The 25,314-nt window shown below is 57.7% G+C and carries 18 protein-coding genes; 14 read left to right on the forward strand and 4 right to left on the reverse strand.

The genetic code is table 11. The features are described 5' to 3' along the window. Positions 1-19: 19 nt before the first annotated feature. From AS89_RS0111665 to AS89_RS0111725, 12 genes are all read left to right on the forward strand, one after another. Entirely contained in the window at positions 20-562 is a 543-nt protein-coding gene (locus AS89_RS0111665) for a cytochrome c-type biogenesis protein (protein WP_010132822.1), read from the forward strand. Continuing rightward, positions 525-1,856, forward strand: a complete 1,332-nt coding sequence (ccmI, locus tag AS89_RS0111670) for a c-type cytochrome biogenesis protein CcmI (RefSeq protein WP_237709682.1) — start codon at positions 525-527, stop codon at positions 1,854-1,856. Before AS89_RS0111665 ends, ccmI begins: the two co-directional genes overlap by 38 nt. Positions 1,857-2,117: 261 nt before the next feature. Beyond that, positions 2,118-5,621 (forward strand): chromosome segregation protein SMC, encoded by a 3,504-nt coding sequence (gene smc / locus AS89_RS0111675; protein WP_010132824.1) that lies wholly within the window; start codon positions 2,118-2,120, stop codon positions 5,619-5,621. Between the two features lie 135 nt (positions 5,622-5,756). Further along, positions 5,757-7,226: a cell division protein ZipA gene (gene zipA, locus AS89_RS18220; protein WP_010132825.1), complete on the forward strand. Its 1,470-nt coding sequence runs from the start codon at positions 5,757-5,759 to the stop codon at positions 7,224-7,226. A 67-nt stretch (positions 7,227-7,293) separates the two neighbouring features. Further along, positions 7,294-9,330, forward strand: a complete 2,037-nt coding sequence (gene ligA, locus AS89_RS0111685; RefSeq protein WP_010132826.1) for an NAD-dependent DNA ligase LigA — start codon at positions 7,294-7,296, stop codon at positions 9,328-9,330. A gap of 166 nt (positions 9,331-9,496) precedes the next feature. Then, positions 9,497-9,931 carry a hypothetical protein gene (locus AS89_RS0111690; protein WP_010132828.1) on the forward strand — a complete coding sequence of 145 codons (435 nt, stop codon included), beginning with the start codon at positions 9,497-9,499 and terminating at the stop codon, positions 9,929-9,931. Positions 9,932-10,176: 245 nt separating this feature from the next. Further along, positions 10,177-11,589, forward strand: a complete 1,413-nt coding sequence (locus AS89_RS0111695; RefSeq protein WP_050901691.1) for a class II fumarate hydratase — start codon at positions 10,177-10,179, stop codon at positions 11,587-11,589. Between the two features lie 541 nt (positions 11,590-12,130). Beyond that, the gene (locus AS89_RS0111705) at positions 12,131-12,358 is read left to right on the forward strand and encodes a hypothetical protein (RefSeq protein WP_010132830.1); all 228 of its coding nucleotides are present in this window, start codon (positions 12,131-12,133) and stop codon (positions 12,356-12,358) included. A 13-nt stretch (positions 12,359-12,371) separates the two neighbouring features. After that, positions 12,372-13,472 carry an AraC family transcriptional regulator gene (locus AS89_RS0111710; protein ID WP_010132831.1) on the forward strand — a complete coding sequence of 367 codons (1,101 nt, stop codon included), beginning with the start codon at positions 12,372-12,374 and terminating at the stop codon, positions 13,470-13,472. A gap of 372 nt (positions 13,473-13,844) precedes the next feature. Beyond that, positions 13,845-15,641, forward strand: coding sequence for an acyl-CoA dehydrogenase C-terminal domain-containing protein (locus AS89_RS0111715; protein WP_010132832.1), 1,797 nt, complete (start codon positions 13,845-13,847; stop codon positions 15,639-15,641). A 104-nt stretch (positions 15,642-15,745) separates the two neighbouring features. Next, on the forward strand, positions 15,746-16,093 hold the full coding sequence (locus AS89_RS0111720) for an SCP2 sterol-binding domain-containing protein (RefSeq protein WP_138976398.1): 348 nt from the start codon (positions 15,746-15,748) through the stop codon (positions 16,091-16,093). A 344-nt stretch (positions 16,094-16,437) separates the two neighbouring features. Next, complete coding sequence (locus AS89_RS0111725; protein ID WP_010132834.1) at positions 16,438-18,072, forward strand: AMP-binding protein; 1,635 nt, start codon at positions 16,438-16,440, stop codon at positions 18,070-18,072. A 103-nt stretch (positions 18,073-18,175) separates the two neighbouring features. Here AS89_RS0111725 and AS89_RS0111730 read toward each other — a convergent pair whose 3' ends face one another. The 3 genes from AS89_RS0111730 to AS89_RS0111740 all read right to left on the reverse strand — a co-directional run bounded on the left by AS89_RS0111730 (position 18,176) and on the right by AS89_RS0111740 (position 22,310). Then, positions 18,176-19,984 (reverse strand): M28 family metallopeptidase, encoded by a 1,809-nt coding sequence (locus AS89_RS0111730; RefSeq protein ID WP_010132836.1) that lies wholly within the window; start codon positions 19,982-19,984, stop codon positions 18,176-18,178. Between the two features lie 50 nt (positions 19,985-20,034). After that, positions 20,035-21,168 carry a M14 family metallopeptidase gene (locus tag AS89_RS0111735; RefSeq protein WP_029249977.1) on the reverse strand — a complete coding sequence of 378 codons (1,134 nt, stop codon included), beginning with the start codon at positions 21,166-21,168 and terminating at the stop codon, positions 20,035-20,037. Between the two features lie 560 nt (positions 21,169-21,728). Next, complete coding sequence (locus AS89_RS0111740) at positions 21,729-22,310, reverse strand: hypothetical protein (RefSeq protein WP_010132838.1); 582 nt, start codon at positions 22,308-22,310, stop codon at positions 21,729-21,731. Between the two features lie 267 nt (positions 22,311-22,577). Between AS89_RS0111740 and AS89_RS0111745 the strand changes: the two genes are divergently transcribed. Both AS89_RS0111745 and AS89_RS18225 read left to right on the forward strand, forming a co-directional pair. Further along, positions 22,578-23,096, forward strand: a complete 519-nt coding sequence (locus AS89_RS0111745) for a hypothetical protein (protein ID WP_010132839.1) — start codon at positions 22,578-22,580, stop codon at positions 23,094-23,096. Between the two features lie 57 nt (positions 23,097-23,153). After that, positions 23,154-24,152, forward strand: a complete 999-nt coding sequence (locus AS89_RS18225; protein ID WP_010132840.1) for a heme-dependent oxidative N-demethylase family protein — start codon at positions 23,154-23,156, stop codon at positions 24,150-24,152. An 81-nt stretch (positions 24,153-24,233) separates the two neighbouring features. On the opposite strand, the gene AS89_RS0111755 is transcribed toward AS89_RS18225, so the two are convergent. Beyond that, positions 24,234-25,223: an AraC family transcriptional regulator gene (locus tag AS89_RS0111755; protein ID WP_033230358.1), complete on the reverse strand. Its 990-nt coding sequence runs from the start codon at positions 25,221-25,223 to the stop codon at positions 24,234-24,236. Positions 25,224-25,314 lie beyond the last annotated feature (91 nt).

A 25,314-nucleotide genomic window follows, 5' to 3' on the forward strand; every position in this document is an offset into this window, starting at 1 on the left:
TTTCCGCCGGAGAGAATCAGTGCAGAAAAAACGTATCAGCGCGCCGCTCACCCGGGCGATCGCCGCCAGTTTGACTCTACTTGTCATAATGGTCGCGCCCCTCGCCCCCAGCTATGCCGCCGTCGAGGTAGAGAGGCTGTCGAATGCGCAATTGCAGGCACGGTATGCGGTGTTGATTGAGGAGCTGCGTTGCCCTAAATGCCAGAACCAGAATCTGGCCGGCTCAGATTCCATGGTCGCGACCGATTTGCGCCGCGAGGTTCGCCGCCTGCTCGAGGAGGGTTACACCGACGAGGAAATCAACCAGTACATGGTTGCCCGTTACGGTGACTTTGTTCTGTATCGGCCGCCGATGCAGCGCAACACCATGGTGCTGTGGATTGCGCCGGGCGTGTTTGCCGCGCTGGGTCTACTGTCTCTGATCCTGATTGTCGCGCGCTCGCGCAATGGCCGCGGAAGTCGACAGGAAGACGAGGGCGCCGAGTTGAGCGCGGAAGAATCGCAGCGGCTTGCGCAGTTGCTGAATGACGAGCAACAAGGTGGTAGTAAGCGTAATGATTGATTTGTGGATGATACTGGCGCTGCTGTTGTTGCCGCTGGCACTGGTTATTGCCTGGCCGATGGTGGCGACGCTCAGAAAGCGCAAATTGCGCCGTGCGGAATTATCGGGTGAGGGTGCGGATGGTGCATCGCAGGCGGCCCTGTACCGCGAGCACCTGGCAGAAATTGAGCAATCTCACGCAGACGGCGCAATCGATGATGCGCAGTATGCATCGCTGAAGACCGAGCTGGCTCGCAAGCTGTTGGCGGAAGAGCAGGGTGGCAGTTATCAATTGACACAGCGCCGGGATGGTGGGCGTGGGCTGTTGTTTGCACTGGCCTTCACAGTGCCACTGGCGGCACTCGGGTTATATTTCTACTGGGGGGCGCACGATGATGTCGCGCTGTATCGGGATATTGTGGCCAGCCAGTCTGGCGTATCCGATATGGTGGTCGAGGCGCGTCTTACCCAGCAGTTGCGTAAGCGTGTCGAAAGTCATCCGCAAGACCTCAATAGCCGCTACATGCTGGCCCAGCGCCTGCTGGTGAGCAACGATATTCAGGGGGCCTTGGCGCAGTATCGTTACATCGTGGCCGAGGAGCCGGAGGCGGTGAATATTCGTGCGGAAATGGCCCAGGCGCTGTTTTTCGCCAATGGTTCGAAAATCACCGCTGAAGTGATTCGCGAGGTGGATCAGGTGTTGGCCACGCAGCCAAATAACACCACCGCCCTCGGTTTGGCGGGTATTGCTGCCTTCGAGCGAGAGGATTATGCGGGCGCGAAGTCGCACTGGCAGCGCGCACTCAATCAGCTGGCTCCGGGCTCCAATGCGTCCCAGGCCCTGGCCGCCGGCGTGCAGCGCGCCGAGGCGGCATTGGCCAAGGTTGGTGAGGCGCAGGCGGAGTCCACTTCGGTCGCATCCAAGTCCGCGGAACAGGCGAGCTCTCAGGCTTCCCCTCAGGCACAGTCGGTGGGTGAGAACAGTATTGCGGTCTCTGTATCACTCGGCGACGGGGTCAAATACACCCCCTCCACGCCAGTGTTTGTCTACGCGCGCACCGCGGAAAGCCCAATGCCCCTGGCGATCGTGCGGCTCACTGCCGCGGACCTGCCAGCACGGGTAGTGTTGGATGAGTCACGGGCAATGATGCCCGGGCGCAGCCTCAAGACCGTTGACCGGGTGCAGGTGGTTGCCCGCCTGGCGGTCGGCGGCAATGCCCGCCCGGCGCCTGGTGACTGGCAGGGCGAGGTCAAGACCCTGACCAGGGAAGACTGGTCCAAGCCCCTATCTATTGTGATTGATCAGCAGATCTGATTGTTTGCTGATCGATATCACATCTGCCGGTCGCGCCGCTCGGTGCGACCGTTCCCGCCAAATTTTCGGCCAAAAATAGCGCTGAAACCCGGCTCGTAGCCATGTACAATCGTCGGTTTGCAAAGACAAACGGGTGATTCGCGTGGACTGGCTAGTCAGGCCCTTTCCGGTCCCCGTTTGAACCTATTCAAAGCACAACGAAGAGCGCCCGGCAGAGCAAAGTTGCTGCACGGGTGCCGAGTATTACCGAGTTAAAAGACCATGCGTTTGAAGTGCATTAAGTTGGCCGGATTCAAGTCGTTCGTCGACCCGACCACCGTCTACTTCCCTTCCAACCTGAGCGCCGTGGTCGGCCCTAACGGTTGTGGCAAGTCCAATACCATCGATGCGGTGCGCTGGGTAATGGGTGAGTCGTCTGCGAAGAACCTCCGTGGTGACTCCATGACCGACGTAATCTTCAACGGCTCCAGTGGTCGTAAGCCCGTGGGCCAGGCCTCCATCGAACTGGTGTTCGACAACTCCGCCGGCAAACTCACCGGGGAATATGCTGCGTTCAGCGAAATTTCCGTGAAGCGCAAGGTTACCCGCGATGGGCAGAATAACTACTACCTGAACGGCGAAAAATGTCGTCGCCGCGACGTGACTGACCTGTTCCTGGGTACCGGTCTCGGCCCGCGCAGCTACGCCATTATCGAGCAGGGCATGATCTCCAAGCTGATCGAGGCCAAGCCGGAAGAGCTGCGGGTATTTATTGAGGAAGCCGCGGGTATCTCCAAGTACAAGGAGCGTCGCCGCGATACCGAAAACCGCATGCGTCGCACCAAGGAAAACCTTGAGCGCCTGACCGATATCCGCGATGAGCTGGATCGTCAGTTGGCGCGTCTGGAGCGCCAGTCGGCAGCAGCGGAAAAATACAGCCGCTTCAAAGAAGAAGAGCGCACGCACAAGGCCCATCTGCAGGGCCTGAAATACAAAGACCTGGACGACCAGGCAAAAGGCAAGCAGCAGCAAATTGGCGAACTTGAGCTGACGGTGGAAGAGCTGGTCACCCGCCAGGTGGGTTTCGACACCGGTATCGAAGAGCAGCGCGTGGCCTATCACGAGTTTTCCGATGCGTTTAATGAAGTGCAGGGGCGTTTCTATTCGATCGGCGCCGACATCGCGCGCCTCGAGCAAAGCATTTCCCATGCCCGCGAGCGCAATGCATCCCTGCAGTCTGATTTTGCCCGCACCGAGCAGGAGCACAGCGAGTCGGTGGCACTTCTCGCTGCGGATCAGGAAAAAGCCGAAGAGTTCGATGTCGAACTGGAAGTGATTACCCCGGACCTGGAAATGGTGCAGGCCGCAGAAGAAGAATCTGCACAAACCTTGCTGACCGCCGAAGACGAAATGCGCGAATGGCAGAACGCCTGGGACCAGTTCAACCAGGGCGCATCTGGCTCCCGCCAGCGCGCGGAAGTTCAGCAGTCTCGTATCCAGCACCTGGAAACCTCGGCGCAGCGCCTGCAGGACCGTATTACCAAGCTGCAGTTGGAGCGCGAGAGCCTATCGGTCTCCGAAGATGAGATCGAACTGGAAGAGCAGAACGAAGAGCTCGCCGAGCTGGAGATGCAGCTGGAAGAGCTGCGCGAGTCGATTGCCCAGCAAGTAGAGGAGTTGTCCGACCTGCGCCGCAAGGAAACCGAACTCGCCGCAGATCTGGATAAAGAGCGCCTGCAGCTGCAAACCAGCCGCGGCCGCCAGGCGTCCCTTGAAGCGCTGCAGCAGGCCGCGATGGGGCAGGGTAAGAATGTCGCCAGTTGGCTGGAGCAGAACAACTTGCAGGGCCGCCCACGCCTGGCCGAGCAAATCAGTGCCAGCGCCGGCTGGGAGACCGCGGTAGAAACCGTACTCGGTTCCCAGCTGCAGGCGGTATGCGTCGACCAGATTGACTCTCTGCAACAAACCCTGTCCAGCTTTGACGGTGGTCAGGCGGTATTCGTCGACGGCAACAGCACTCCGGCGGTGGCGAATAGTGCACTGCCGAAACTGGCGGACGTGATCGATGGGCCCGCTGCGCTTACCGGCCTCATCGATGGCATCTACACCGCAGAAGACCTGAACAGTGCGCTGGCGCAGCGCGATCAGCTGAAGGCGAGCGAATCCATTGTCACCCGCGACGGCCTTTGGGTTGGTCCAAACTGGCTGAAAGTCAGCCGGGGTGGTGATGCGGAATCCGGTGTATTGGCGCGCAAGCAGGAATTGGAAAACCTGGAAGCGGAACTGGAAGCCTGCGAAGCACGAATTGAAGCGCTGTCCGAACAGCGCGAGCAGCAGCGCGCGAGCACTTCGCAGCTGGAGTCGGCGATTGAGCAGGGGCGTAATAACGCCGAACAGCTGAGTCGCCGCGTCGGCGATCTGCGCAGCCAGTTGTCTGCGCAACGCGCGCGCCAGGAGCAGATGGACGAGCGTCGCCGCCGCATTGAAGCAGAAATCGCGGAAGTTAAAGAGCAAAAAGAGCTGGAATCCGAATCCATTTCGGAAGCCCGTATCGTGTTGCAGGAAGCGGTAGAGGCTATGAGTGACGACACCGATCGTCGCGAAACCCTGTTGGCCAAGCGTGAGGAATTGCGCGAGGCGTTGGACGCTGCGCGTCAGCGCGCCCGTGAAGATAAAGACCGTGCTCACGAGCTGGCAATGCGTGAGCAGTCCGTGCGCACCCAGAAAGTGTCACTGGAGCGTACCCTGCAAGTTCTGCGTGAACAGGTCGAGCGCCTGCAGGAGCGTCGTGAACAGCTGCAGCGCCAGATGGAAGATGCGCAGGATCCGTCTCAGGATTTCCAGGCCGAACTCGAAGACAAGCTCGGCCAGCGTATTGAGGTTGAGGCCGAGCTCGGTGAAGCGCGCAAGAAAATGGAAGAGGTGGAGTCCACCCTGCGCAACCACGAGCAGGAGCGCCACAAGGTTGAATCGGCATTGCAGGGCGTGCGCGCACAGCTTGAGCAGCAGCGTTTGGCCGCGCAAACCCTTGAAACCCAGCGCAATGGCCTGGTCGAGCAGCTCGAGGAAGCGGGGCACGAACTCGACGCGCTTCTGCAAGAGCTGCCAGAAGAGTTAACCATGGAGGCCGTACAGCAGGATATCGAGCTGGTGGCCGCACGCATCTCGCGCCTGGGGCCGATCAACCTGGCGGCCATCGACGAATACAAGCAGGAATCCGAGCGCAAGTTCTATCTGGACAGTCAGTACAATGACCTGACCGACGCGCTGGAAACCCTGGAAAATGCCATTCGTCGTATCGACAAGGAAACCCGTACGCGCTTTAAAGAGACGTTTGATCAGGTGAATGGCGGCCTGCAGGAGTTGTTCCCGAAGGTGTTTGGCGGTGGCCATGCCTATCTGGAGCTGACCGGCGACGACTTGCTCGATACCGGTATCGCCATCATGGCGCGCCCACCGGGCAAGCGAAACAGCACCATTCACCTGCTGTCCGGTGGTGAAAAGGCGCTGACGGCCATTGCTTTGGTATTTTCCATCTTCCGTCTGAACCCGGCACCCTTCTGTATGCTGGATGAGGTAGACGCACCGTTGGATGACGCCAACGTAGGGCGTTACGCGCGGATGGTAAAAGAAATGTCTGAGCACGTGCAGTTCATCTACATTACCCATAACAAGATTGCCATGGAGATGGCCAACCAGCTGTTGGGTGTAACCATGCACGAGCCGGGTGTATCCCGTCTGGTATCTGTGGATGTGGAAGAGGCAGCGGAGCTGGCGTCTGCGTGATGAAGGAAGCATGTTGTTTGAGTCGGAAGATCCCGATGGACTACAACGTTTGGAATCTGAATTGCCAGATTCAGTGTCGGTCGATTCAGGGACAAGAATGTCCTCGCACAGTGGCACAGGGAGAGGGGCAAGAAAATGGATAACTGGCTGATTAACCTGCTCGCACTGGTCATTCTCGGTGTGGTGCTCGATGGTGCGCGTCGCGCCTATCTGAAGCACAAAGACTCGGTGAAAGTTTCGCGCAACCTGGCGCGCTCCATGCGTCAGGAAATGGTAGATGACGATGTGTTGTCGCCGCCGCGCCAGCGAAAAGAAGAGCCTGATTGGCAGCCGCCTGTTCAGGAAGCACCTGCAGCGCCCGACGCATCGGAGCTGGAATACATCGATCCGGAAGAGGCAGAAAAACGCCGCCAAATCGCTGCGGAGCTCCCCGGTAGTGTGCGTGTGGTACAGCGGCGCAAGCCGGAGGATGCCAGTCAGGTGAACCGGCAGGTACAAAAGAATTTCCACTCATCGCGCAAACCCCTCGCGGGCAGCAAGCCCGACCGTGGGGAGGGCGCAGATGCGGTTGCTCCCGAGCCGGCGCCGGGCCCCGTCACGGCGCCGGTGCCGGACGTGCCGCAACAGGCATCGCTGAATCTCGAAGAGCAGGTGCCCACCCTGATGGACTCGGTAGAGTCGGTTGTTGTGCCGCGTACCGAGCCGGACGTGTCGTTTAACGAAATGGCAGAGGGTGAGGCCGCGCGGGCCCCGTCACCGCTTGATCCTGCAGTTCTCGATCCTGCAGTACCCTATCCTTCAGAAGACGCAGAAGCCGGTGCACAAGTGACTGCGGCCGACCCGCTTGCAGCGCTGTCGGCCGATGATGAAGAACCGCTGCTTCCTGAGCGTCGCGAGCCGTCGCTGGATGAGTCGGTGAGCCTGGAGTCCTTGCAGACGGTGCCGGAAGGCGCTGCAGAATCAGAAGAGGAGAGTCCGGCGAAGAAATCCTGGGCTGCGCCTGATCTCAAGCTGCCGGAATTGAAATTCCCGGATCTGAAGAAGTCCGCGGCAGCCAGTCGCGATTCCTCAGAGCCCTCGTCCAGTGACTCGGCTAGCCGCCGGGCAGAGAGCGATCGCTCGAAACGTTCGGGCAAGCGCAGCGCAAGCGCGCGTACCGAGCGTGCGGTAGAGGAAGTGCTGATCCTGAACATCATGGCACCTTCCGGGGATTGCTTTGAAGGCAATGACCTGCTGCGTGTGCTGCTATCCAGTGGCCTGCGCTTTGGCGATATGAATATCTTCCACTATCACTGCGGCGAGGCGGGAGAGGGGCCGGCGCTGTTTAGTCTCGCTAATATCGTGGTGCCCGGCACCTTCGATATGTCGGATATGGAAGAGTTCACCACCCCGGGGGTCAGTCTGTTCCTGGCACTGCCAGCGGAAGTGGAAGCGCTTAAGGCATTCGATACCCTGTTGTCCACTGCGCGAAATATCGCCGAACAGTTAGGCGGCGAACTCAAAGACGAGAATCGCAGCGTGTTTACCGCGCAGACCGCGGAACACTACCGTCAGCGTGTGATGGAATTTCAGCGTCGCAAGGCTCTGGCGCGCGCGCAGGCCTGACAGCCACCCCGAATGACGACGACGGGAGCGTGAGAATTCCTCGGCTCCCGTTTTTTGCGGATAAAAAATGACTAAAACGATTCCCCCGGAAGCCCAGCAGCGCGCTCAGCAGCTGCACGATATCCTCAATCGCGCAAACTACGAATACTACGTGCTGGACGCGCCGGACTTGCCGGATGCGGAGTACGACCGCTGCCTGCGCGAGCTGCAACAGCTGGAACAATCCTACCCGCAACTGATTAGCAGTGATTCGCCGACCCAGCGTGTCGGCGCGCAACCTCTGGCGGCATTCACCCAGATTCGCCATGAAATGCCCATGCTGTCGCTAGACAACGCGTTTAGTGATGAGGATATGGAAGATTTTGACCGCCGTATCCGCGAGCGACTCAACAGTGCGCAACCCATAGAGTACGCCTGTGAGCCGAAGCTCGACGGCATTGCGGTCAGTTTGCTGTACCGCAAAGGGTTACTTGAGCGCGCGGCGACCCGGGGTGACGGCACTGTGGGTGAAGATATCACCCAGAATGTGCGGACCATCTACTCGATTCCGCTCAAACTGCTTGCGGATGATGTGCCAGAAGTACTTGAGGTGCGCGGCGAAATTTATATGCCCAAGGCTGGCTTTAACGCGCTCAATGAAAAGGCGCGGGCGGCGGGAGAAAAGCTGTTTGTTAACCCGCGTAATGCTGCGGCCGGTAGCCTGCGCCAGTTGGATTCCCGTATCACCGCGCAGCGTCCCCTGGAGATGTGCGCCTACAGTGTGGGGCTGGTCGAGGGTGGGGAATTGCCCGAGCGCCACTCGGACATTCTCGCGCAACTCAATAGTTGGGGGTTTCGCATTAATGCGGAAATGGCCGTCGCTGAAAATATTCAGCAGTGTATTGATTACCACCGCAAGCTTGGCGAGAAACGCACTGAGTTACCGTACGATATCGACGGTATCGTGTTTAAGGTAAACAGTATTCCCCTGCAGAAGCGCCTGGGTTTTGTTGCACGCGCCCCGCGCTGGGCCACCGCGTATAAATTCCCTGCGCAAGAAGAAATGACCCAGTTGCTGGATGTGGAATTCCAGGTGGGGCGCACTGGTGCGGTAACCCCAGTGGCGCGCCTGCAGCCGGTATTCGTTGGCGGCGTTACGGTTTCCAATGCCACCTTGCACAACCGCGATGAAATTGAACGCCTTGGGGTAAAAATTGGCGATACGGTGATTATCCGCCGTGCGGGGGACGTGATCCCACAGGTGGTTTCTGTGGTCGAAAGCCGCCGCCCTGAAGATGCACGCGATATCGAATTTCCCAGCCACTGTCCCGTGTGCGACTCGCCGGTGGAGGCAACCCCCGGCGAGGCCGTGGCTCGTTGCAGCGGTGGCTTGATCTGTAGCGCGCAGCGCAAACAGGCGATCAAGCATTTCGCCTCGCGGAAGGCCATGGATATCGATGGCCTGGGCGATAAGCTGGTGGAACAGCTTGTCGACGAAGGACTTTTGCATTCAGTGTCCGGCCTGTATCACCTGTCTCTGGAGCCTCTGATGGGACTGGAGCGCATGGGGGAGAAGTCCGCGCAGAATTTGCTGGACGCGCTGGAACGCAGCAAAGACACCACGTTGCCCAAGTTCCTGTACGCCCTTGGGGTGCGCGAGGTGGGTGAGGCCACTGCACGAAACTTGGCCCGTCACTTTGGTGATCTGGATCAGGTGATGCAGGCAGATAGCGAAGCTCTGCAGCAGGTAGAGGATGTGGGACCGGTGGTAGCCCACTACGTGGCGGAATTTTTTGAGCAGTCTCACAACCTTGAAGAGGTCGCCGCATTGCAGCAGGCCGGCGTGCATTGGGAGGCGGAAGTCCAGGAATCCGGCAGCCAACCGCTGGCGGGGCAAACCTGGGTGCTTACGGGAAAACTCGAGACCCTGTCGCGCAGTGAAGCGAAAGACTATCTGCAACGTTTGGGTGCCAAGGTTGCCGGTAGCGTTTCTGCGAATACGCATACGGTGGTTGCCGGCCCCGGTGCTGGTTCAAAATTAAACAAGGCGCAAGAATTGAACTTGCCAGTGCTCGATGAAGAAGGGCTGATGGCAAAGCTGCGGGAGTGGGGCGTCGAAATTTAATCGATCTGCTGGAAATGCGATCGGGTCGTAAATTTCGCGGCATCTGACAGTAGAATTCTCCCGGTTGCCCCGTTACAGTTGGCGCTTGATTTGTTGAACTGTAAGTATTGAATTGACCTGCCTGACGGAGCATCCGCTGGTGGGGAAGCGTAGGGGTTAGCGCAGCGTGATTCAGGGCGATCAAGAATCTATCGTTTACGGCTGTATTAAAGACAGCAACAGTCTCACCGGGGGCAGCGACCGTCGTCGCGTCAACCGTGAAGCTGTGCTCGCATTGCCCAGTGCCGACGAGTGGCCCTTCCTGTGCCGGGACATGTTTTCGGTACCCACTATCAAGGTCAAACAGTCCCAGTACCAGACCGATGTGATCCATTTCGGTGCGTCTTATCGCGCGGTTGAGTACGAGTGGAATCACTGGATCCAAAAGTTCGAAGAGCTGCTGCGCAGTATGTACTGGGTGTCTGCTACCGTGCATCTTGAGACCGAATTATCCGGAACCCATTCTTTCACCTGGGAAGCTGCAGGTCTGTATCACGAGCCAGGCTGTGGCGAGATGCAGGTACGCTGCGAGTGGACCCAGGAAGGCAAGGTCAGCGTGTAGGGCACTTGCCCTGTACTGTTTTTCGTCTGCTCACTTTCTTCGCTGTTGGACGTTTCTTCTAAATTTGTCCTCTCTGTCAAATTCCTTTCTGCCAGATACCTCTCTGCCAAATACCTCTCTGCCAAATATCTCTCTGCTAACTGCCTCTCGGTTACACTAAGCTATATTGGTTTCCCGGTCCGCATGCGGAGCCGGGGTGAGTTTATGGGGAATTCAGGAGGTAGCCTCCGGTGCAGAACAAAAGTATGCGGGCAAATCCGTCGGACGCGGATTCTGAATTTCGCATCGAACAAGACAGCCTCGGGGAAATCAAAGTACCGCAGCAGGCTCTATATGGCGCGCAGACTCAGCGCGCCGTAGAAAACTTTCCGGTAAGTCTCTACACGATGCCCGTAGCCTTTGTGCGGGCGGTGGTTGCAATCAAGCGTGCCGCCGCACAAACCAATGCACACTTGGGGCTGCTTGACGGTGCAAAGGCCAAGGCAATTATCCAGGCCTGTGACAGCCTCACCGACGAAGACTACGCGCAACAGTTTCCTGTGGATGTATTTCAGACGGGTTCCGGCACCAGCACAAATATGAATGTGAACGAGGTGCTCGCGCACCTCGCAAGCGAAGCGAGCGGAGAGACCGTCAGTGCCAATGATCACGTGAATATGTGTCAGAGCAGTAATGACGTGATTCCAACGGCCATCCATCTGTCAGCGCTGCTTGCGATTCAGAATGCATTGCTGCCTGCACTGGTCCATCTCAGTGACGTACTGGATCAAAAAGCAGAAGAGGTGGGTGATGTGGTGAAAACCGCACGCACCCATTTAATGGATGCTGTACCAATAACCTTATCGCAGGAAATTTCTGCGTGGAGTGCGCAGATAAAACAGTGCCGCGCGCGTCTCGAATGCACCTTGCCTCGCTTGGAGTTTCTGGCCCAGGGGGGGACGGCCGTGGGGACGGGCCTGAATGCGCACAATGAGTTTGCGCAAGAGTTTGCACTCAGGTTAGGCGCCGACTGTGGCATTGCACCGCGGCCTGCGGAAAATCCGTTTGCGGCGATTGCCAGCCAAGATACCGCGGTTGAAGTGTCGGGCCAGGTAAAAACGTTGGCAGTTGCATTGATGAAAATCGCCAACGACTTGCGCTGGATGAACAGCGGGCCGCTCGCGGGGTTCGGTGAGATTGCCCTGCCCACGTTACAGCCGGGTAGCAGTATTATGCCGGGCAAAGTAAACCCGGTCATTGCCGAGTCCACCGCGATGGTTGCGGCGAAAGTTATCGGAAATGACACCACTGTCACGATTGCCGGCCAAAGCGGCAATTTTCAGTTGAACGTGATGTTGCCGGTTATTGCGTTTTGTTTACTGGAGAGTATCCAGCTTGCGGCAAGCGCCTCGCGCTTGCTCGCCGATAAGGCGATATCTGGCTTTACCGTGAATCGAGCGCGCATGCAGGAAGCGCTGGCGCGCAACCCGATTCTGGTTACCGCACTCAATCCTGTGATTGGATACGCCAAGGCTGCGGAGATCGCCAAGCAGGCTTACCAAACGAACCGCCCGATACTGGACGTGGCCGAGGAGATGACGGAACTTTCGCGCGCGGAGCTGGAGGTGCTGCTGGATCCCTCCCGCTTGAGTGGCGGCGGTATCGTGAGCGGGGACTAGGTGGAGAGCGGGTTAAGGATAATTCACGCAAAAACCAGCACGCCAAGCAAGATAGAACCTGCGATCAGCATCATCCATTCAACCCAGATACCCAGCCGCCGCAGAGCTTCCCTGTCCTCTGCGCGGAATAGAAGTCGTTTGTGCATAGCCTTCGACGAGCCTTTCGAGTGGGCGATAAATCTGCCCGCGGGCAATGTTGGACTGCAAACTTACACACGCCCTGCGTTGACAGGGGTAGGCCAATGTTGCAGGATTCGGCGCCGTCGACAGATCTGGCCGGGCCTGCCATGCGTACCAGAAGAAGAATTCGGCGCAATGGCCTGTTGGCGGACGGTCCAGCCTAACTCCCTGCCTGACAAGGGCGCGGCGGTGGCCGGGCTGTCGAATCTCTCGCCTGTACCGCTCGATAGTGTGTGCACCCTATCGCTATAGTATAAAGGTCGGCGCTGTCGATTGTGTCGCGCAGGGCGCCTGCAGCCGAAAGGGTAGTGTGGCGTTCTTCTTTGACCAATCATCCATGTCTGAGTGAAAGTAGTTTGTTATGGCTAGAAAACGCCGCCGTTCGTTTGTCACCAGCGTTCTCGCCTGTTTGGCCTTTATCGCCGCAGCCGTGTGGAGCTGGGATCTGCCGGTAGAGGATCTGCTCAGCTACCTGGTGCTGATGTTGATTTTCCTCGCCGTGATCGTTGCGGTGGCGCTCGGATTCGGTGCGCTGCTGAACTGGCTGCGCAACCGTAATTCCAAGAATCGTCACCACGACGATCGCTGATCGCGAGTAAGGCATGGGTAGCGATTCACAATCATTGGTTGCCGGAACGGGCCACTCTCAGGGCGATGACATTCGCATTCCCATTGCCTATGTCCAACGCCTGCTGGAAGAGGCTGCGAATCGCGGGTGCGATCGCGCAGAGCTGCTGGCTGCAGTCGGTATTTCCGAGCGTGACCTGGAAGATACTGCCGCTTTTTCGGCGGTAACTTACGGTCGTTTGTACCAGCGGGTGATGTGGCTGGCACAGGACGAATGGTTCGGTATGCTCAGCGGTGGCCGCGTGCGTTCGGGTTCCTTTCGCCTACTGTGTCTGACGGTGGTGAACTGTGCGACGGTGCGCCAGGCCATAACGCTCAGTGCAGAGTTTATGGAGATCTGCCGCGGTTTTCGGGTAAAACCGGTACTGTCACAGGAAGGCGACCGGGACAAGGTTGTGATTGAGGGGATCAGCTCGCTGCAGCCGGGCGAATTCGAGACCCTGATTGCGGATACGTCCCCAAGTGTTATCCGTACCACGCTGGCAGTGTGGCACCGTTTTTACTGCTGGTTGGTGGGGCGCGAAATTCCACTGGCCAAGTTGCACTTCTCGTTTCCTTGCCCTGAAGAATTTCAGACCCTCGCGCAGAGCGAGGCAGGTGAGCTGCTGTTCGATCAGCCGGGTAATGCGCTGGAATATGAAAGCCGTTATCTCGATTATCCGGTGGTGCAGAGTCCACAGACGGTGGAAGATTTTATTCGCACTGCGCCGTATCACCTGGTAATTAGTGATGGCAACGCAAACAGCATCAAGACCAAAGTAAAAACCATTTTGAATCGCGACGTAAGCGAATCCATGCCGCCGGCGGAAGCGGTTGCCGAGCGTCTGAATATGTCGGTCACCACCCTGCGCAGGAAATTGCAGCAGGAAAACACCTCCTATCAAAAGTTGAAGGACGAGTGTCGAATGGAGGCAGCTTTCCATTATCTGAGCTGTCCCGATCTTTCCAACACGCAGATTGCGGAAATGCTCGGGTTCGATGAGGCCAGCGCATTTTTCCGGGCCTTCAAAAAGTGGACCGGTGTCACCCCAGGTGAATATCGCAAGAGTCCTCGGACCTCGATTGTCGAAGGCTGACCTCCACTGTCGACGGCCGGTTGCCGGGCCGTCGGTTCCTCCCAATGAACGAGCGTTTTCTCCTTTGTTTTGAGGGTTTGTGGCTAGTGAGTCAGCGCTGCGTTAAGTGACCGGAGCGCCATTTCTTCCCGTCCCCTGCAAATAATTTGACTCGTGCGTCAGGCTGTTTCTATCAATTTTGTCGCCGTAATTTGTTAGTGCTTTGGACACTTTTCGCCATAGTGGCTATTGGTTATTTGCTACTAATATGAATAAAACCAATAGTTGAGTCACGGCTTAGTGCCGAGCTTCCCGACGCGTCATCCGCTTGTTAGAACTTGCTATATGGACGCGAAAATTCGAGTGTAAAAATCGTTAACGAGGGTATTCAGGATGAGCGAGATCAAAATTCCGCTGCGTGACATGCGTTTCTCTATGCGTGAACTGCTGAACTGGGATCAGCACTATGCGGCTCTGGGCTACGAAGATGCGAGCCCGGACGTAGTGGATGCGATCCTGGAGGAAGGTGCCAAGTTCTGTGAGAACGTTCTGGCGCCAATCAACCAGAGCGGTGACCAGCAGGGCTGTACCTGGAAAGACGGCGAAGTCACCACCCCCGACGGCTTTAAAGAAGCCTACCAGCAGTTCGTTGAAGCGGGCTGGCCGTCCATGCCACACGACGTTGAACACGGTGGTCAGGGCCTGCCGCACTCTCTGGGCACCATCCTGAGCGAAATGGTTGGCACCGCCAACTGGTCTTGGGGCATGTACCCGGGCCTGTCTCACGGCGCCATGAACACGCTGGATGCGCACGGTACCGACGAGCAGAAGCAAACCTACCTGACCAAGCTGGTAGAAGGCACCTGGACCGGCACCATGTGTCTGACCGAGCCGCACTGTGGTACCGACCTGGGTATCCTGCGCTCCAAGGCCGAGCCAAACGACGACGGTTCTTACGCCATTACCGGCACCAAAATCTTTATCTCTGCCGGTGAGCACGACATGGCCGAGAACATCGTGCATATTGTTCTGGCGCGTCTGCCTGACGCACCTGCGGGCACCAAGGGTATTTCCCTGTTCATCGTTCCCAAGTTCCTGCCGAACGCTGATGGTTCCGTCGGTGAGCGCAACGGTGTGGCCTGTGGTTCTCTTGAGCACAAGATGGGTATCCACGGCAACGCGACCGCGGTACTGAACTTCGACGGCGCGAAAGGCTTCCTGATCGGCCCGCCCAACAAAGGCCTGAACTGCATGTTCACCTTTATGAATACCGCGCGCTTGGGTACCGCCCTGCAAGGTGTTGCGCACGCGGAAGCTGGCTTCCAGAAGTCTCTGGCCTACGCCAAAGACCGCCTGCAGATGCGCTCCCTGAGCGGCCCGAAAAACCCGGAAGGCGCGGCTGACCCGATCATCGTGCACCCGGACGTGCGCCGCATGCTGCTGACCCAGAAAGCCTTCGCTGAAGGTGGTCGTATGCTGGTACTGCTGTGTGCCAAGCAGGTGGACCTCAGCAACGCCGCCGAGACCGAAGAAGAGCGCAAAGCCGCTGACGATTTGCTGGCGTTCCTGACGCCAATTGCCAAGGCGTTCCTGACCGAGACCGGTTACGAGTCTGCCAACTTGGGTCTGCAGTGCTTCGGTGGCCACGGCTATATCGCCGAGTGGGGCATGGAGCAGAACGTGCGCGACAGCCGTATCTCCACCATCTACGAAGGCACCACCGGTATTCAGGCACTGGACCTGCTGGGCCGTAAGGTTCTGATGACCCAGGGCGAACTGCTGCGCAACTTCACCAAGATCGTGCACAAGTTCTGCCAGGCAGAACTGGACAACGAAGCGCTGGCGCCTTTCGTCACCAAGCTCCAGGAACTGAACAAGGAGTGGGGCGACCTGACCATGAACGTTGGTGTTAAAGCCATGGAAAACCCGGACGAAGTTGGTGCCGCCTCCGTGGATTACCTGATGTACTCCGGTTATGCGGTGCAGGCTTACCTGTGGGCGCTGGCGGCGAAAGTAGCCAATGAAAAACTGGCTGCGGGCACCAGCGAAGAGGACTTCTACCGCTCCAAGGTGGCAACTGCGCGTTTCTACTTCGACCGCATCCTGCCGCGTACCGCGACCCATGCCGCCGCTATGCAGAGTGGCGCAGACAACCTCATGAGCCTGGATGCGGAACACTTCGTATTCTGAGCCTCATGACCTACGAACACCGCCGCTGGTAACAGCGGCGGTGTTTTTGGATCTGGGCTTTACCAACGGCGGTGGGGTGCAGGTCTTGCGAAACCGGAGTAACGATGCAATTACCGGCGCACATTCTCGAGCGTTTGCGGCAGCTTACTTGTCTGCCTCATAGCACTCGAGTACAGTTTCGATTGCCGGATGGCAGTGATTTCTATTTGCAGGTACAGCGGGATTCCGGGCGTGACAGCCTGGATGGAAGTGACTGTGTAGCCATCGAGGCGCAGCAGATCGAAGGCTTGGCGGCGTCCTCGGATCTGGACCTGGAAATGTCTTACGATACGCTGCAAGACATTATTGGCGGCAGGCTAAGTGCGCGGCACGCATTTCTGCTTGGCGACATTCGCTACACTGGGAATCGAGAGTTGGCCGCGGCCCTTGCGGACCTATTTGCGGTACACTGAGGCCTTGGTTTTTTAAAGATCCAGATACTGCCCGACACACAGGGTGTTGGCGTAAAAATAATTTAGAGGCAGGTGAACGCCGATCAAGCGATGAAAGTCCGGCGTCTGTTTTGCCTATCACAGTTACATCCACCAGATAACGAACAAAATTTACAATAATTATTTGCCCGGTCAGACCAGAACCGCGGAATTCGTCTATAAACGGACATGGAATATCCTTCAGGTACCATCGTTCCGTGAACTCGCCGATAATCCGTTAGTCCTGTTGCTACCGGCCTCCTGTCGGGGTCCGGGTCGCGTCCTGCGGGCGAAATCACAAAAACAACAGAATTGGGAGATACAAGTTGGACATTGAACGCAGCATTCTTGAAGTGTTTACCGATGCTACGGCCAAATTTGCAGACCGGCCCGCATTTACCTGCCTCGGGCAGACGCTGACCATTGGCGACATCGATCGCCTCAGCGCCCAATTTACCTCCTACCTCCAGAATCACACCAACCTGAAACCGGGCGATCGCATTGCGGTTCAGCTGCCGAACGTTTTGCAGTACCCGGTAGTGGTTTTCGGTGCCTTGCGCGCCGGCCTGGTGGTGGTGAACACCAACCCGCTGTACACCCAGCGTGAAATCAAGCATCAACTCAATGATTCCGGTGCCAAGGCGCTGGTGGTTCTGGCAAATATCGCCGATACCGCCGCGGCGGTAGTTGCGGAAACCTCTGTTGAGCAGGTGATCGTATCTGAAATTGCCGATCTGCATCCGCCACTGAAGCGCGTACTGATCAATACCGTTGCCAAGCACGTTAAGAAGATGGTTCCGAACTTCCATTTCGCGAACCAGGTGAACTTCCGTGATGCCATGGCCGCCGGTGCCAAGGCCCCGCATCAAGACGTGTCCCGCACACCGGACGACCTGGCTGTGCTTCAGTACACCGGCGGTACTACCGGCGTTGCCAAGGGCGCAATGCTGACCAACCGCAATCTGGTTGCCAACATGGAGCAGGTGCGCGAAGCACTGGGCGACTCCATGAAAGAGGGTGAGGAGTACTATGTCGCACCTCTGCCCCTGTACCACATTTACGCCTTCACCATTCACTGCATGTGTCTGTTTACCACCGGTAACCACTCGCTGCTGATTCCGAATCCGCGAGACATCCCGGGCTTTGTGAAGACCCTGAAGGGTATTCGTTTTACCGGTTTCTGTGGCCTGAACACCTTGTTTAATGGCCTGATGCGCGACCCGGGTTTTGCCGATCTGGACTTCAGCAAACTGCACACCACCTGTTCCGGTGGTATGGCCCTGACCCGTGCAACCGCTGAGAAGTGGGAGCAGGTGACCGGTTGTGTGGTCACCGAAGGTTATGGCATGACCGAAACGTCCCCGGTTGTTTGTTTCAACCCGGCGGAAGCCGTGCAGCTGGGTACCGTGGGTGTCGCGGTTCCGAGTACCGAAGTCAAAGTCATTGACGACAATGGCAATGACCTGCCGAACAATACGCCCGGTGAGCTGTGCGTGCGCGGTCCCCAGGTAATGAAAGGATACTGGGAGCGTCCGGAAGCGACCGCGGAGACCATTGACTCCGAGGGGTGGCTGAAAACTGGAGATATGGCAGTTATTCAGGACGACGGTTACATCAAGATTGTTGACCGTAAGAAAGACATGATCATTGTTTCTGGCTTCAATGTGTACCCGAATGAGATTGAAGATATCGTCAGCGCACACCCGAAGGTGACCGAGGCTGCGGCGGTAGGTATTCCTGATGAGCGCAGTGGCGAAGCGGTGAAGCTGTTTGTCGTGAAGGCAGATGCCTCTCTGACAGCGGAAGAAGTCGTCGCCTATTGTCGTGAAAACATGACCGCCTACAAGGTGCCCAGAAACATCGAGTTCCGCGAAGACCTGCCGAAAACCAATGTCGGCAAGATTCTGCGTCGTGAGCTGCGTGACGAAGAACTGAAAAAGACTGAGGCGGTAACCGCTTAAGTACTAGCCGTTCGAATCATGGCTGCTGTCGCTGATCGCAGCCATAAAAAAAGCCCGCGAATTTCGCGGGCTTTTTTGTTTTCGGAATTGCTATCCGAATCGTTTATTTGCGGGTATCGCTGCTGGCATCCCGGGCCGCACGAAACTCGTTCCCTTCATACCAGTTTGGCCAGTCGCGGCTGTTGGCAAGTTCCAGGCCGAGGTCCAGTCCGAGCGCCAGATCCAGTGCGGCACCTTCCAGGTTCCACTCCGCATCGTATTCATCGCCGGGCTTGTGGTAAGCATTTGCCAGGTAATCTTTACCTTTTTGCTGCGCCCACTTGCGGCCGTGCTCGAAGCTGTCGGTACCGGAAGTAAAGTACAGCATCGGTACGCCTTTCTTTGCCAGGCTGAAGTGATCGGAGCGGTAGAAGTAACCGCGTTCAGGATGTTCTTCCGGGGCCAGGTAACGCGCTTGTTTCGCCGCGGCTTTCTCCAGCATCTTCTCCAGCTCGCTACTCCCGTAGCCCATCACAACTACGTCGCGCATCGGGCCGAGTACACCCATCGCATCGAAGTTAATACCGGCAACGGTTTTTTCCAGCGGCACAACCGGGTTTGCAGCATAGAATTTGGAGCCGAGCAGGCCAGATTCTTCGGCAGTTACCGCGACGAACACCATGGAGCGCTCTGGGGGTTGCGGCTGCTTGGTGACCTGATGGGCCATTGCCAGCAAGCCGGCGGTACCGGTGGCATTGTCTACTGCGCCATTGAAAATATGGTCGTGGCCCTCGGAGTTCTCATTTACCCCCAGATGATCCCAGTGGGCGGTGTAAATAATGGCTTCATCCGGGTATTTGCTGCCCTCGACTTTGGCAACGACGTTGCGCGAGTCGGAAGTACGCAATTCCTTTTTCAGGTCTACGCTGGCGGTTAAATTCATCGGCTTGGCCTGGAAACCACGCTGCTTGGCGGCGGCCATCTCTGCGTCAAAATCGAGGCCGGCAGCGGTGAACAGAGCCTTGGCCGCGTCGTCGGTAATCCACGACTCTACCGCAACCCGGTCTGCATTTTTGTCATCTGCGGCCAGGCTGATCTGGGCGCCGGACCAGCTGCCACTCACCACTTCCCATGGGTAGCCTGCAGCGCCGGTTTCGTGGATCACGATAGCGCCAGCTGCACCCTGGCGAGCCGCTTCTTCGAACTTGTAGCTCCAGCGACCGTAATAGGTCATGGCATTGCCGTTAAACAGGTTCTTGTCCTGGGTTGCGTAGCCTGGGTCGTTAACCAGGATTACCGCGGTTTTGCCTTTCATATCCAGGCCCGCGTAATCATTCCAGTCGTTTTCCGGGGCCACGATACCGTAGCCAACAAAGACCAGTGGGCTGTCTTTCAGTTGGCTCTCTGGGGTTTGGTGTTGGGTAAAGGCGACCATATCGGTGAGCGGGGCGAGTGACTTCTCAAAGTTCTCGCCTTTGATCATTAGCGGTGTACTTTCGATGTTCATTTCCACCACCGGCACCTTCTGGAACCAGCTGGGGTTGCCGTCACTGTCGATGGCACAGGGTTTGAGGCCCAGTTTTTCGAACTCCGTTGCCAGGTAGTTGATGGTCAACTCCTCGCCTTTGCTCGCTGGGGCGCGGCCTTCAAATTCGTCGGAGGCAAGGACCGCTACGTGGGTATGCAGGTCTTGTGCGAGCTCAGAGATTTCGGTTTGCTCTTGCGCACTGAGTGTCGGGGCGCTGGCGGCTTCCGCTGCCAGCTGCTCACTCGCTTCGGCGGGCGCTGCGGATTCAGTGGTGCTGCTCTGCACGGTTTGAGGTGCATCATCAGTGGCGCTCGGCGCCTCCTGTTTGCTGCAAGCGCCCAGTGCAATCAGGCTGGACAGCGCAAGGGGTAGGGCGAGTCGCTGCAAGGGTAACGGGTTCTGCATCGTGTTTCCTTTTCAGGTCTGCGTTGTTATCGATGTTATTGAGGGTTTTGTTATTTGTTGCCTTTCATAAACGCGAGAGTTTCACGAATCGGCGTAAATATATCGCGCGCGAGTTGTCGGCTGCGCGCCGGAGACCAACCCTCGACGGGGTCGGGCAGGTCGTCATTGTCCTTAAACGGCATCTCCAGGGTCAGCGCCAGGGTGCGGAACTGATGGCCACACCAGTTAGTGCCAACGGTCATGTTGGCTTCACCCGGTTTATCCAGCGGGTAGCCTTGCGCGGTTTGGAAGTCGGGGCTGGCCTTAACAAAGGAGTCTTTAAACAGTGACTCCAGTGCCGCATGTTTTTCGTCGTAGCTTGGTACCCCTTCGCAGCCGGCGACAAAATTGAACGGCAGCGCTTCGTCACCATGAATGTCGAGAAAAATGTCGCCGCCCGTTGCGAGCATGCGCTCGCGCACCAGGAAAACCTCAGGACTCTTTTCCATGCTGGGCGATTGCCACTCACGGTTGAGGTTGGCACCAGCTGCATTTGTGCGCAGGTGGCCGCGTACGCTGCCGTCCGGATTCATATTCGGCACAACGTAAAAAACCGTGTCCTGCAGCAGCTGCAACGCGGCGGGGTTGGCCTCATCCAGCAGTGTTTCCAGGAAACCCTCCACAAACCATTCGGCCATGGTTTCGCCGGGGTGCTGACGGGCAATCATCCATACTTTGTTGCTTGCTTTTTCGGCATCCCCAATGGTCAGCAGGGTCATGTCGCGCCCATCAAGGGTGAGCCCGAGGGTTTCTACCTGCACGCGATCATCGGCCTGTACCCATGCAAGCAGGTCGAGGTGGCGCTCCCAGGAGTAGGGTGCGAAGTAGGCCAGGTAGATGGCGGGCTGATCCAGCTCAACGGTAAAGTCGAGTACCTTGCCATCGTATTGAGCATCGAGTCGGAACCAGTGATGGCGATCGTAAGAGGCGCACACGCGGTAGTTTTCCCATCCTTCCGGGTAGGCGGCCTTGCCGGCGTTGTTGATGCGCAGCGCATACTTTTTGCCAATATCCCCCTCAAGGCGAAAGTGGAACCATTGGTAGAAGTCAGACTCATTGTCGATGCGGATGGCGAGCTCAATCGGGTCGCTATTTTTGTCGATGACTTTGATGTTGCCGCTGTCAAAAGCGCTACTGATGTGCATGGAAAAGCTCCATAGTGATTTTGTTCTGACCTTGCCCTGAATGCAGGTGCATGCAGGGTTTGGCTGTGGATCCAGAGGGCTGAAGGATACCGCTTTGGCGCCGAGGATCAGGGTGTTCATTACAACTTGGGAAAAACCTCTGCCGAGGCCTGGTTGTCGAGCATAAAATATCGAAATGGTGTGGTAAACCTGACGGGAATGTAGCGCCAGAAGGGCTTGGCAGGGCGCGAAAATTAAAAAGGCGCGACGCTCTTGCGAACGCCGCGCCTCTGCCATTCCCTGGCGGCACCTGCTGAGACTACTGCTCCCTGAAATTTCTGGCGTCGGACCGAAGACGACTTCTCACTGCCCTGGTCTAAGCTCGGCGCGAACCACAAGCGCGCCATCAGAAATGTTGTACTGCTCCCTGACATCCCTCAGCAGGTGCTGTTTAAAGTTTAGGCAGTGACCGGTGCTTGGTGCTGCTTAAGTGATCAACTTGGCGCGGATTCGGTTATCTTTTTGCTGGTTGGGCAACATATACAGGCTACCTGGATGCGAGCCCCGCCAAATCGATCGAATTAATTCAGTGCGCGATCTTTCCAGTATTTGGTGCCCTTGAGGGTGGCCTGCAGAGCAATGCCGCTTTCGGTCAGCTGATATACCCGCATGCCGTCTACCACCACTTCGCCTCCGACTGCAGCGCCTTTGTCCTGCGCCTTGGCAGCAGCATCGGCATGACCGCCGAAAGACCAGCCGCTTTCCACAAAACGGTCCATGACTTCAGGGGAGTCAAATACAAACAGCGCACGGAAATCCTTTACCCCGAAGCCGAGGCCGACCCCGACTTCGCCCATCTTCATATAGGTGCGCTTGCCGCTGTTGTTTACCGCGACGCCGTAACCGGTTGAGGCGCTGGCAAGCAGCAGGTTTACGTTGACGTTGCTAAACACCGCATAGCCCGGTGCCTGCGCCAACTCGCTGCGTAATTCGGGCTGTATGCTGTAGAGCTCATCCAGGACCTGGCGTTCAGTTTGCTGAATATGGCGACGCTGGTCGTCGCCGGTCTGGCCGGGGGCTGCACAGGCGGTGATCAGTACAATCTGGGCCGCCACGACCAGTTGTGCCAATGGGCGAAGAAAGGTGCGCGCAAAGTGCGTCATGTGAGCTCTCCAATGTGCCGGCAGGTGTACCGGGTATATGTGCCGAAACAGGCGGTCAACAAATGCCGCAGTGTATGATGTTGCAAAACTTCATGCCCAGAATACCGATGATGCCTCGTTATGCCTGCGACTTAGTGCACAAAGAGTGAATCGACGCCACTTTCAGCGGGTTCATCAAATCGGGTATTCTTGCGCCCACTGTTTTGCGCAGTTTATGCGCAGTTCCGCCGGATGTAGATTTGCCGGTATCTATCAGAGGACAAAACGATGAACCGATCCATAAAGCGCGGCCTGGCCGCATTCTGCCTGCTAACCATGGTGATGAACCTGACCGCCTGCGGATACTTCCTGTACCCGGAGCGTAAGGGCCAGAGTGGCGGCCGCGTGGATCCGGTGGTGGTGATTCTGGATGGTGCGGCGCTGTTGTTCGGTATTCTGCCAGGGGTTGTGGCCTTCGCGGTGGATTTCACTAACGGCACTATCTACCTGCCCGCCGGTGGCTCCTCGGCCATCGATCGTCACGTTAGCGCTGCCGATGACAGCCAGCTGGATGCTGCTGGTGCAGAGGATTTGGGCAAGCCGGTAATTGACCAAAACGGCCAGGCCTGGGTGGAGCTGCCGCTGGAAACCGGCGATGACGCTGCCAATAGCGACGACCTGGCCAAGGTGGGTGCAGCGATCCGTCACTACACCGGTCAGCAGGTCGGGGTTGCGGACGTGGTTTGGGTGCGTGATCTGGCAGCACTGCAGCAGGCTCGCAGTGAGCAGTTCGCCGCAGCGCACTAAGCTGTTTTCCTGTGTGGTAAGCATGTTGTCGCGAACGGGCATCAGCCTGTGGCGATAATGACTTGCCGTAATGCTGTCCCGGTCACCGCTCCGACCGGTGCAGTTCCGCGCGAAATCCTGGCGCGTCGCTACGCTCAGGATTTTGCCGAGCCCTCTGCTTGCCTGCCGTTTCTCAAAGTCCCCGATATTGTCCATATGGGGCTGAACAAGCTGGAGCCCCGCGCCTGGATTACTCCCTGTTCGCAGTTGCCGCATTACCTGAATAACAAGACCGCTGCCTATCACCGGCTGGGTGAGCAGGTGTATGCACAGTTGCCGGAGTCCATACCTGCCCAGCGTGAATTCGCGGAGCTGCTGTTCCGGCATCTTATACAGGAGCACTCGGGCTATGTTGCCACCGCTACGGGTACGCTCGCCTGGCGGGGCGCTTGCGGGGATTTGCATTGGCCGGGTGTCACGTCGGTGCTGAGCTCTGGCACCCCGTTACGCGATGCTGGCCGCTGGATTGCCGACGACGTTTGCCTGCTGCTGCCGGGAGAGGATGGTTATCGGCTGGTAGCGGCCTATCTGGCAGCGCCCAGTTACTGGCGCCTGGAAGAGAAGATCGGCAGGCCGCTGAATCAGATTCATGCACCGGTACCCGGCTTTCGCGATAAGTTGGCCGCGCAGATGGCACGCTTCTTCGATCACCTGAAGCCCGAGTATTCCGTGTGGCGCAGTAACTGGTCGGTGGTGGATTCACCCCTGTTGTTACAGCGCGGAGGCATGGCGCCAGGGCTGGACGAGGAAGTGGGAGCGGAATCGGTGAGGTCGCTATACCTGCGCATCGAGCGCCAGTCACTGCGTCGACTGCCCAACACCGGCGCGGTGGTCTTTACTATTCGCGTAATGATCAACCCGCTGGAAGATCTGCTGGCGCTTGAGGATGGCCTTGGCGCGTTGGCGTCGGCAGTTGCCCAGATGTCTCCGGCGGAGGGGCGCTACAAGTCGCTGGCGCCGCTGTTGCCGTCCCTGCAACAATTTTTCTCCCGTCACCTCGAGATCCCGTCGGCCTGAGGCCGCAGCCGTGACTCTGCGCTTTGTGTCTTTCTCTTGGTCTTATTCCTGAGCCTTATTCGCGGGCTTTATTCCTAGGCCTTATTCCTGAGCTTTAAAATTCTTCGGTGAAAGTCCCGTCCAGCGTCGGAAGGCCTTGCCGAATGCGCTCTCGTCACAGTAGCCCAGCGCTGCTGCGATATCGACGTTGGTCTTCTGTCCCTCACGCAACCACTGGCAGGCGTAGTGGCTGCGCACTTCGTCCTGGATGGCGCGGAAGCTGGCGTTCTCCTCGAGCAGTTTTCTTCCCAGGTGCCGGGGGCTGATGCACAGCCGGGCGGCGACCTGTTCGCGGCTGAGCTGCGGTTCCTGTTGTAGCAAGTGTGCCACGCGCAGTTGCAGGCTTTTGCTGGTCAGGGCTTTCAGCAGGGCGTCCGCTTCCGGTTTGAGGCGGGCCATTACCTGTCGGTCGGCGGCGACCAGGGGAATCTCAAGGTCCTGGGTGCGCAGTCGGATACCGGAGACCTCGGCATTGAACTGCACGGGTGCCTGCAGCACTTGCTGGTACTGCTGCTGCACCGCGAGCGAGGGCGTCGGGTAGGCAAACTGAACACTTTGCGGTTGGAACTCTCGGCCGGTCATCGCCCGTGCCTGTGAGAGCAGGGTGGAGAGTACGGTTTCCACGCGCAGGCGGGCGCAACGCAGATAGTTGGGGTGGTAGCAGACATCCACGTAATAGCTGCTGCGGCGCAATTCGAACTGGCCGCCTTCGCCCAGTAGGGGATGGTAAACCAGCAGTTGATCGACGGCGGCACCGAGGTTCTTTTGGGTCATCAGCAGGTAGCCCACCAGTCCCATCTGGCTGCCCTGCATGGCCTGGCCCAGGCGGACGCCGAGCAGCGGGTCCGGGTGGGCCTCCTGCACGGCGAGCCAGATCTCTTCCTGCACCTGCATGGGAACCCGCTCTTCCTCGTTAATGGCGGCCAGCAGAGCCTGCGCGCTTTCTGGTAGTGACAGGTTCAGTTGTCCCAGCGCGCTAAGAATCGCGCGTGTATAGCTTAATGTGACGGTTCTAGTATCTGCGGTGTTCAAAATGACTGTCCGAAATTAACCAGAGAGTGCCCGATTATGACGACGGCCAATCCGGTTGTCACGTTATATTCACTTTCAATCAATAACGGAA

The organism is Microbulbifer agarilyticus S89, assembly GCF_000220505.1.
In the GTDB taxonomy this organism is placed as follows: domain Bacteria; phylum Pseudomonadota; class Gammaproteobacteria; order Pseudomonadales; family Cellvibrionaceae; genus Microbulbifer; species Microbulbifer agarilyticus_B.

Bases quoted from the DNA above. Each gene is read 5' to 3' on its own strand.
- AS89_RS0111715 (WP_010132832.1), top strand. From the start codon at position 13,845: ATGAGCGAGATCAAAATTCCGCTGCGTGACATGCGTTTCTCTATGCGT.
- AS89_RS0111695 (WP_050901691.1), top strand. From the start codon at position 10,177: ATGCGGGCAAATCCGTCGGACGCGGATTCTGAATTTCGCATCGAACAA.
- AS89_RS0111720 (WP_138976398.1), top strand. From the start codon at position 15,746: ATGCAATTACCGGCGCACATTCTCGAGCGTTTGCGGCAGCTTACTTGT.
- AS89_RS0111705 (WP_010132830.1), top strand. From the start codon at position 12,131: ATGGCTAGAAAACGCCGCCGTTCGTTTGTCACCAGCGTTCTCGCCTGT.
- AS89_RS0111735 (WP_029249977.1), bottom strand. From the start codon at position 21,168: ATGCACATCAGTAGCGCTTTTGACAGCGGCAACATCAAAGTCATCGAC.
- AS89_RS0111730 (WP_010132836.1), bottom strand. From the start codon at position 19,984: ATGCAGAACCCGTTACCCTTGCAGCGACTCGCCCTACCCCTTGCGCTG.
- zipA (WP_010132825.1), top strand. From the start codon at position 5,757: ATGGATAACTGGCTGATTAACCTGCTCGCACTGGTCATTCTCGGTGTG.
- ccmI (WP_237709682.1), top strand. From the start codon at position 525: ATGACGAGCAACAAGGTGGTAGTAAGCGTAATGATTGATTTGTGGATG.
- smc (WP_010132824.1), top strand. From the start codon at position 2,118: ATGCGTTTGAAGTGCATTAAGTTGGCCGGATTCAAGTCGTTCGTCGAC.
- ligA (WP_010132826.1), top strand. From the start codon at position 7,294: ATGACTAAAACGATTCCCCCGGAAGCCCAGCAGCGCGCTCAGCAGCTG.
- AS89_RS18225 (WP_010132840.1), top strand. From the start codon at position 23,154: ATGACTTGCCGTAATGCTGTCCCGGTCACCGCTCCGACCGGTGCAGTT.
- AS89_RS0111745 (WP_010132839.1), top strand. From the start codon at position 22,578: ATGAACCGATCCATAAAGCGCGGCCTGGCCGCATTCTGCCTGCTAACC.
- AS89_RS0111740 (WP_010132838.1), bottom strand. From the start codon at position 22,310: ATGACGCACTTTGCGCGCACCTTTCTTCGCCCATTGGCACAACTGGTC.
- AS89_RS0111710 (WP_010132831.1), top strand. From the start codon at position 12,372: ATGGGTAGCGATTCACAATCATTGGTTGCCGGAACGGGCCACTCTCAG.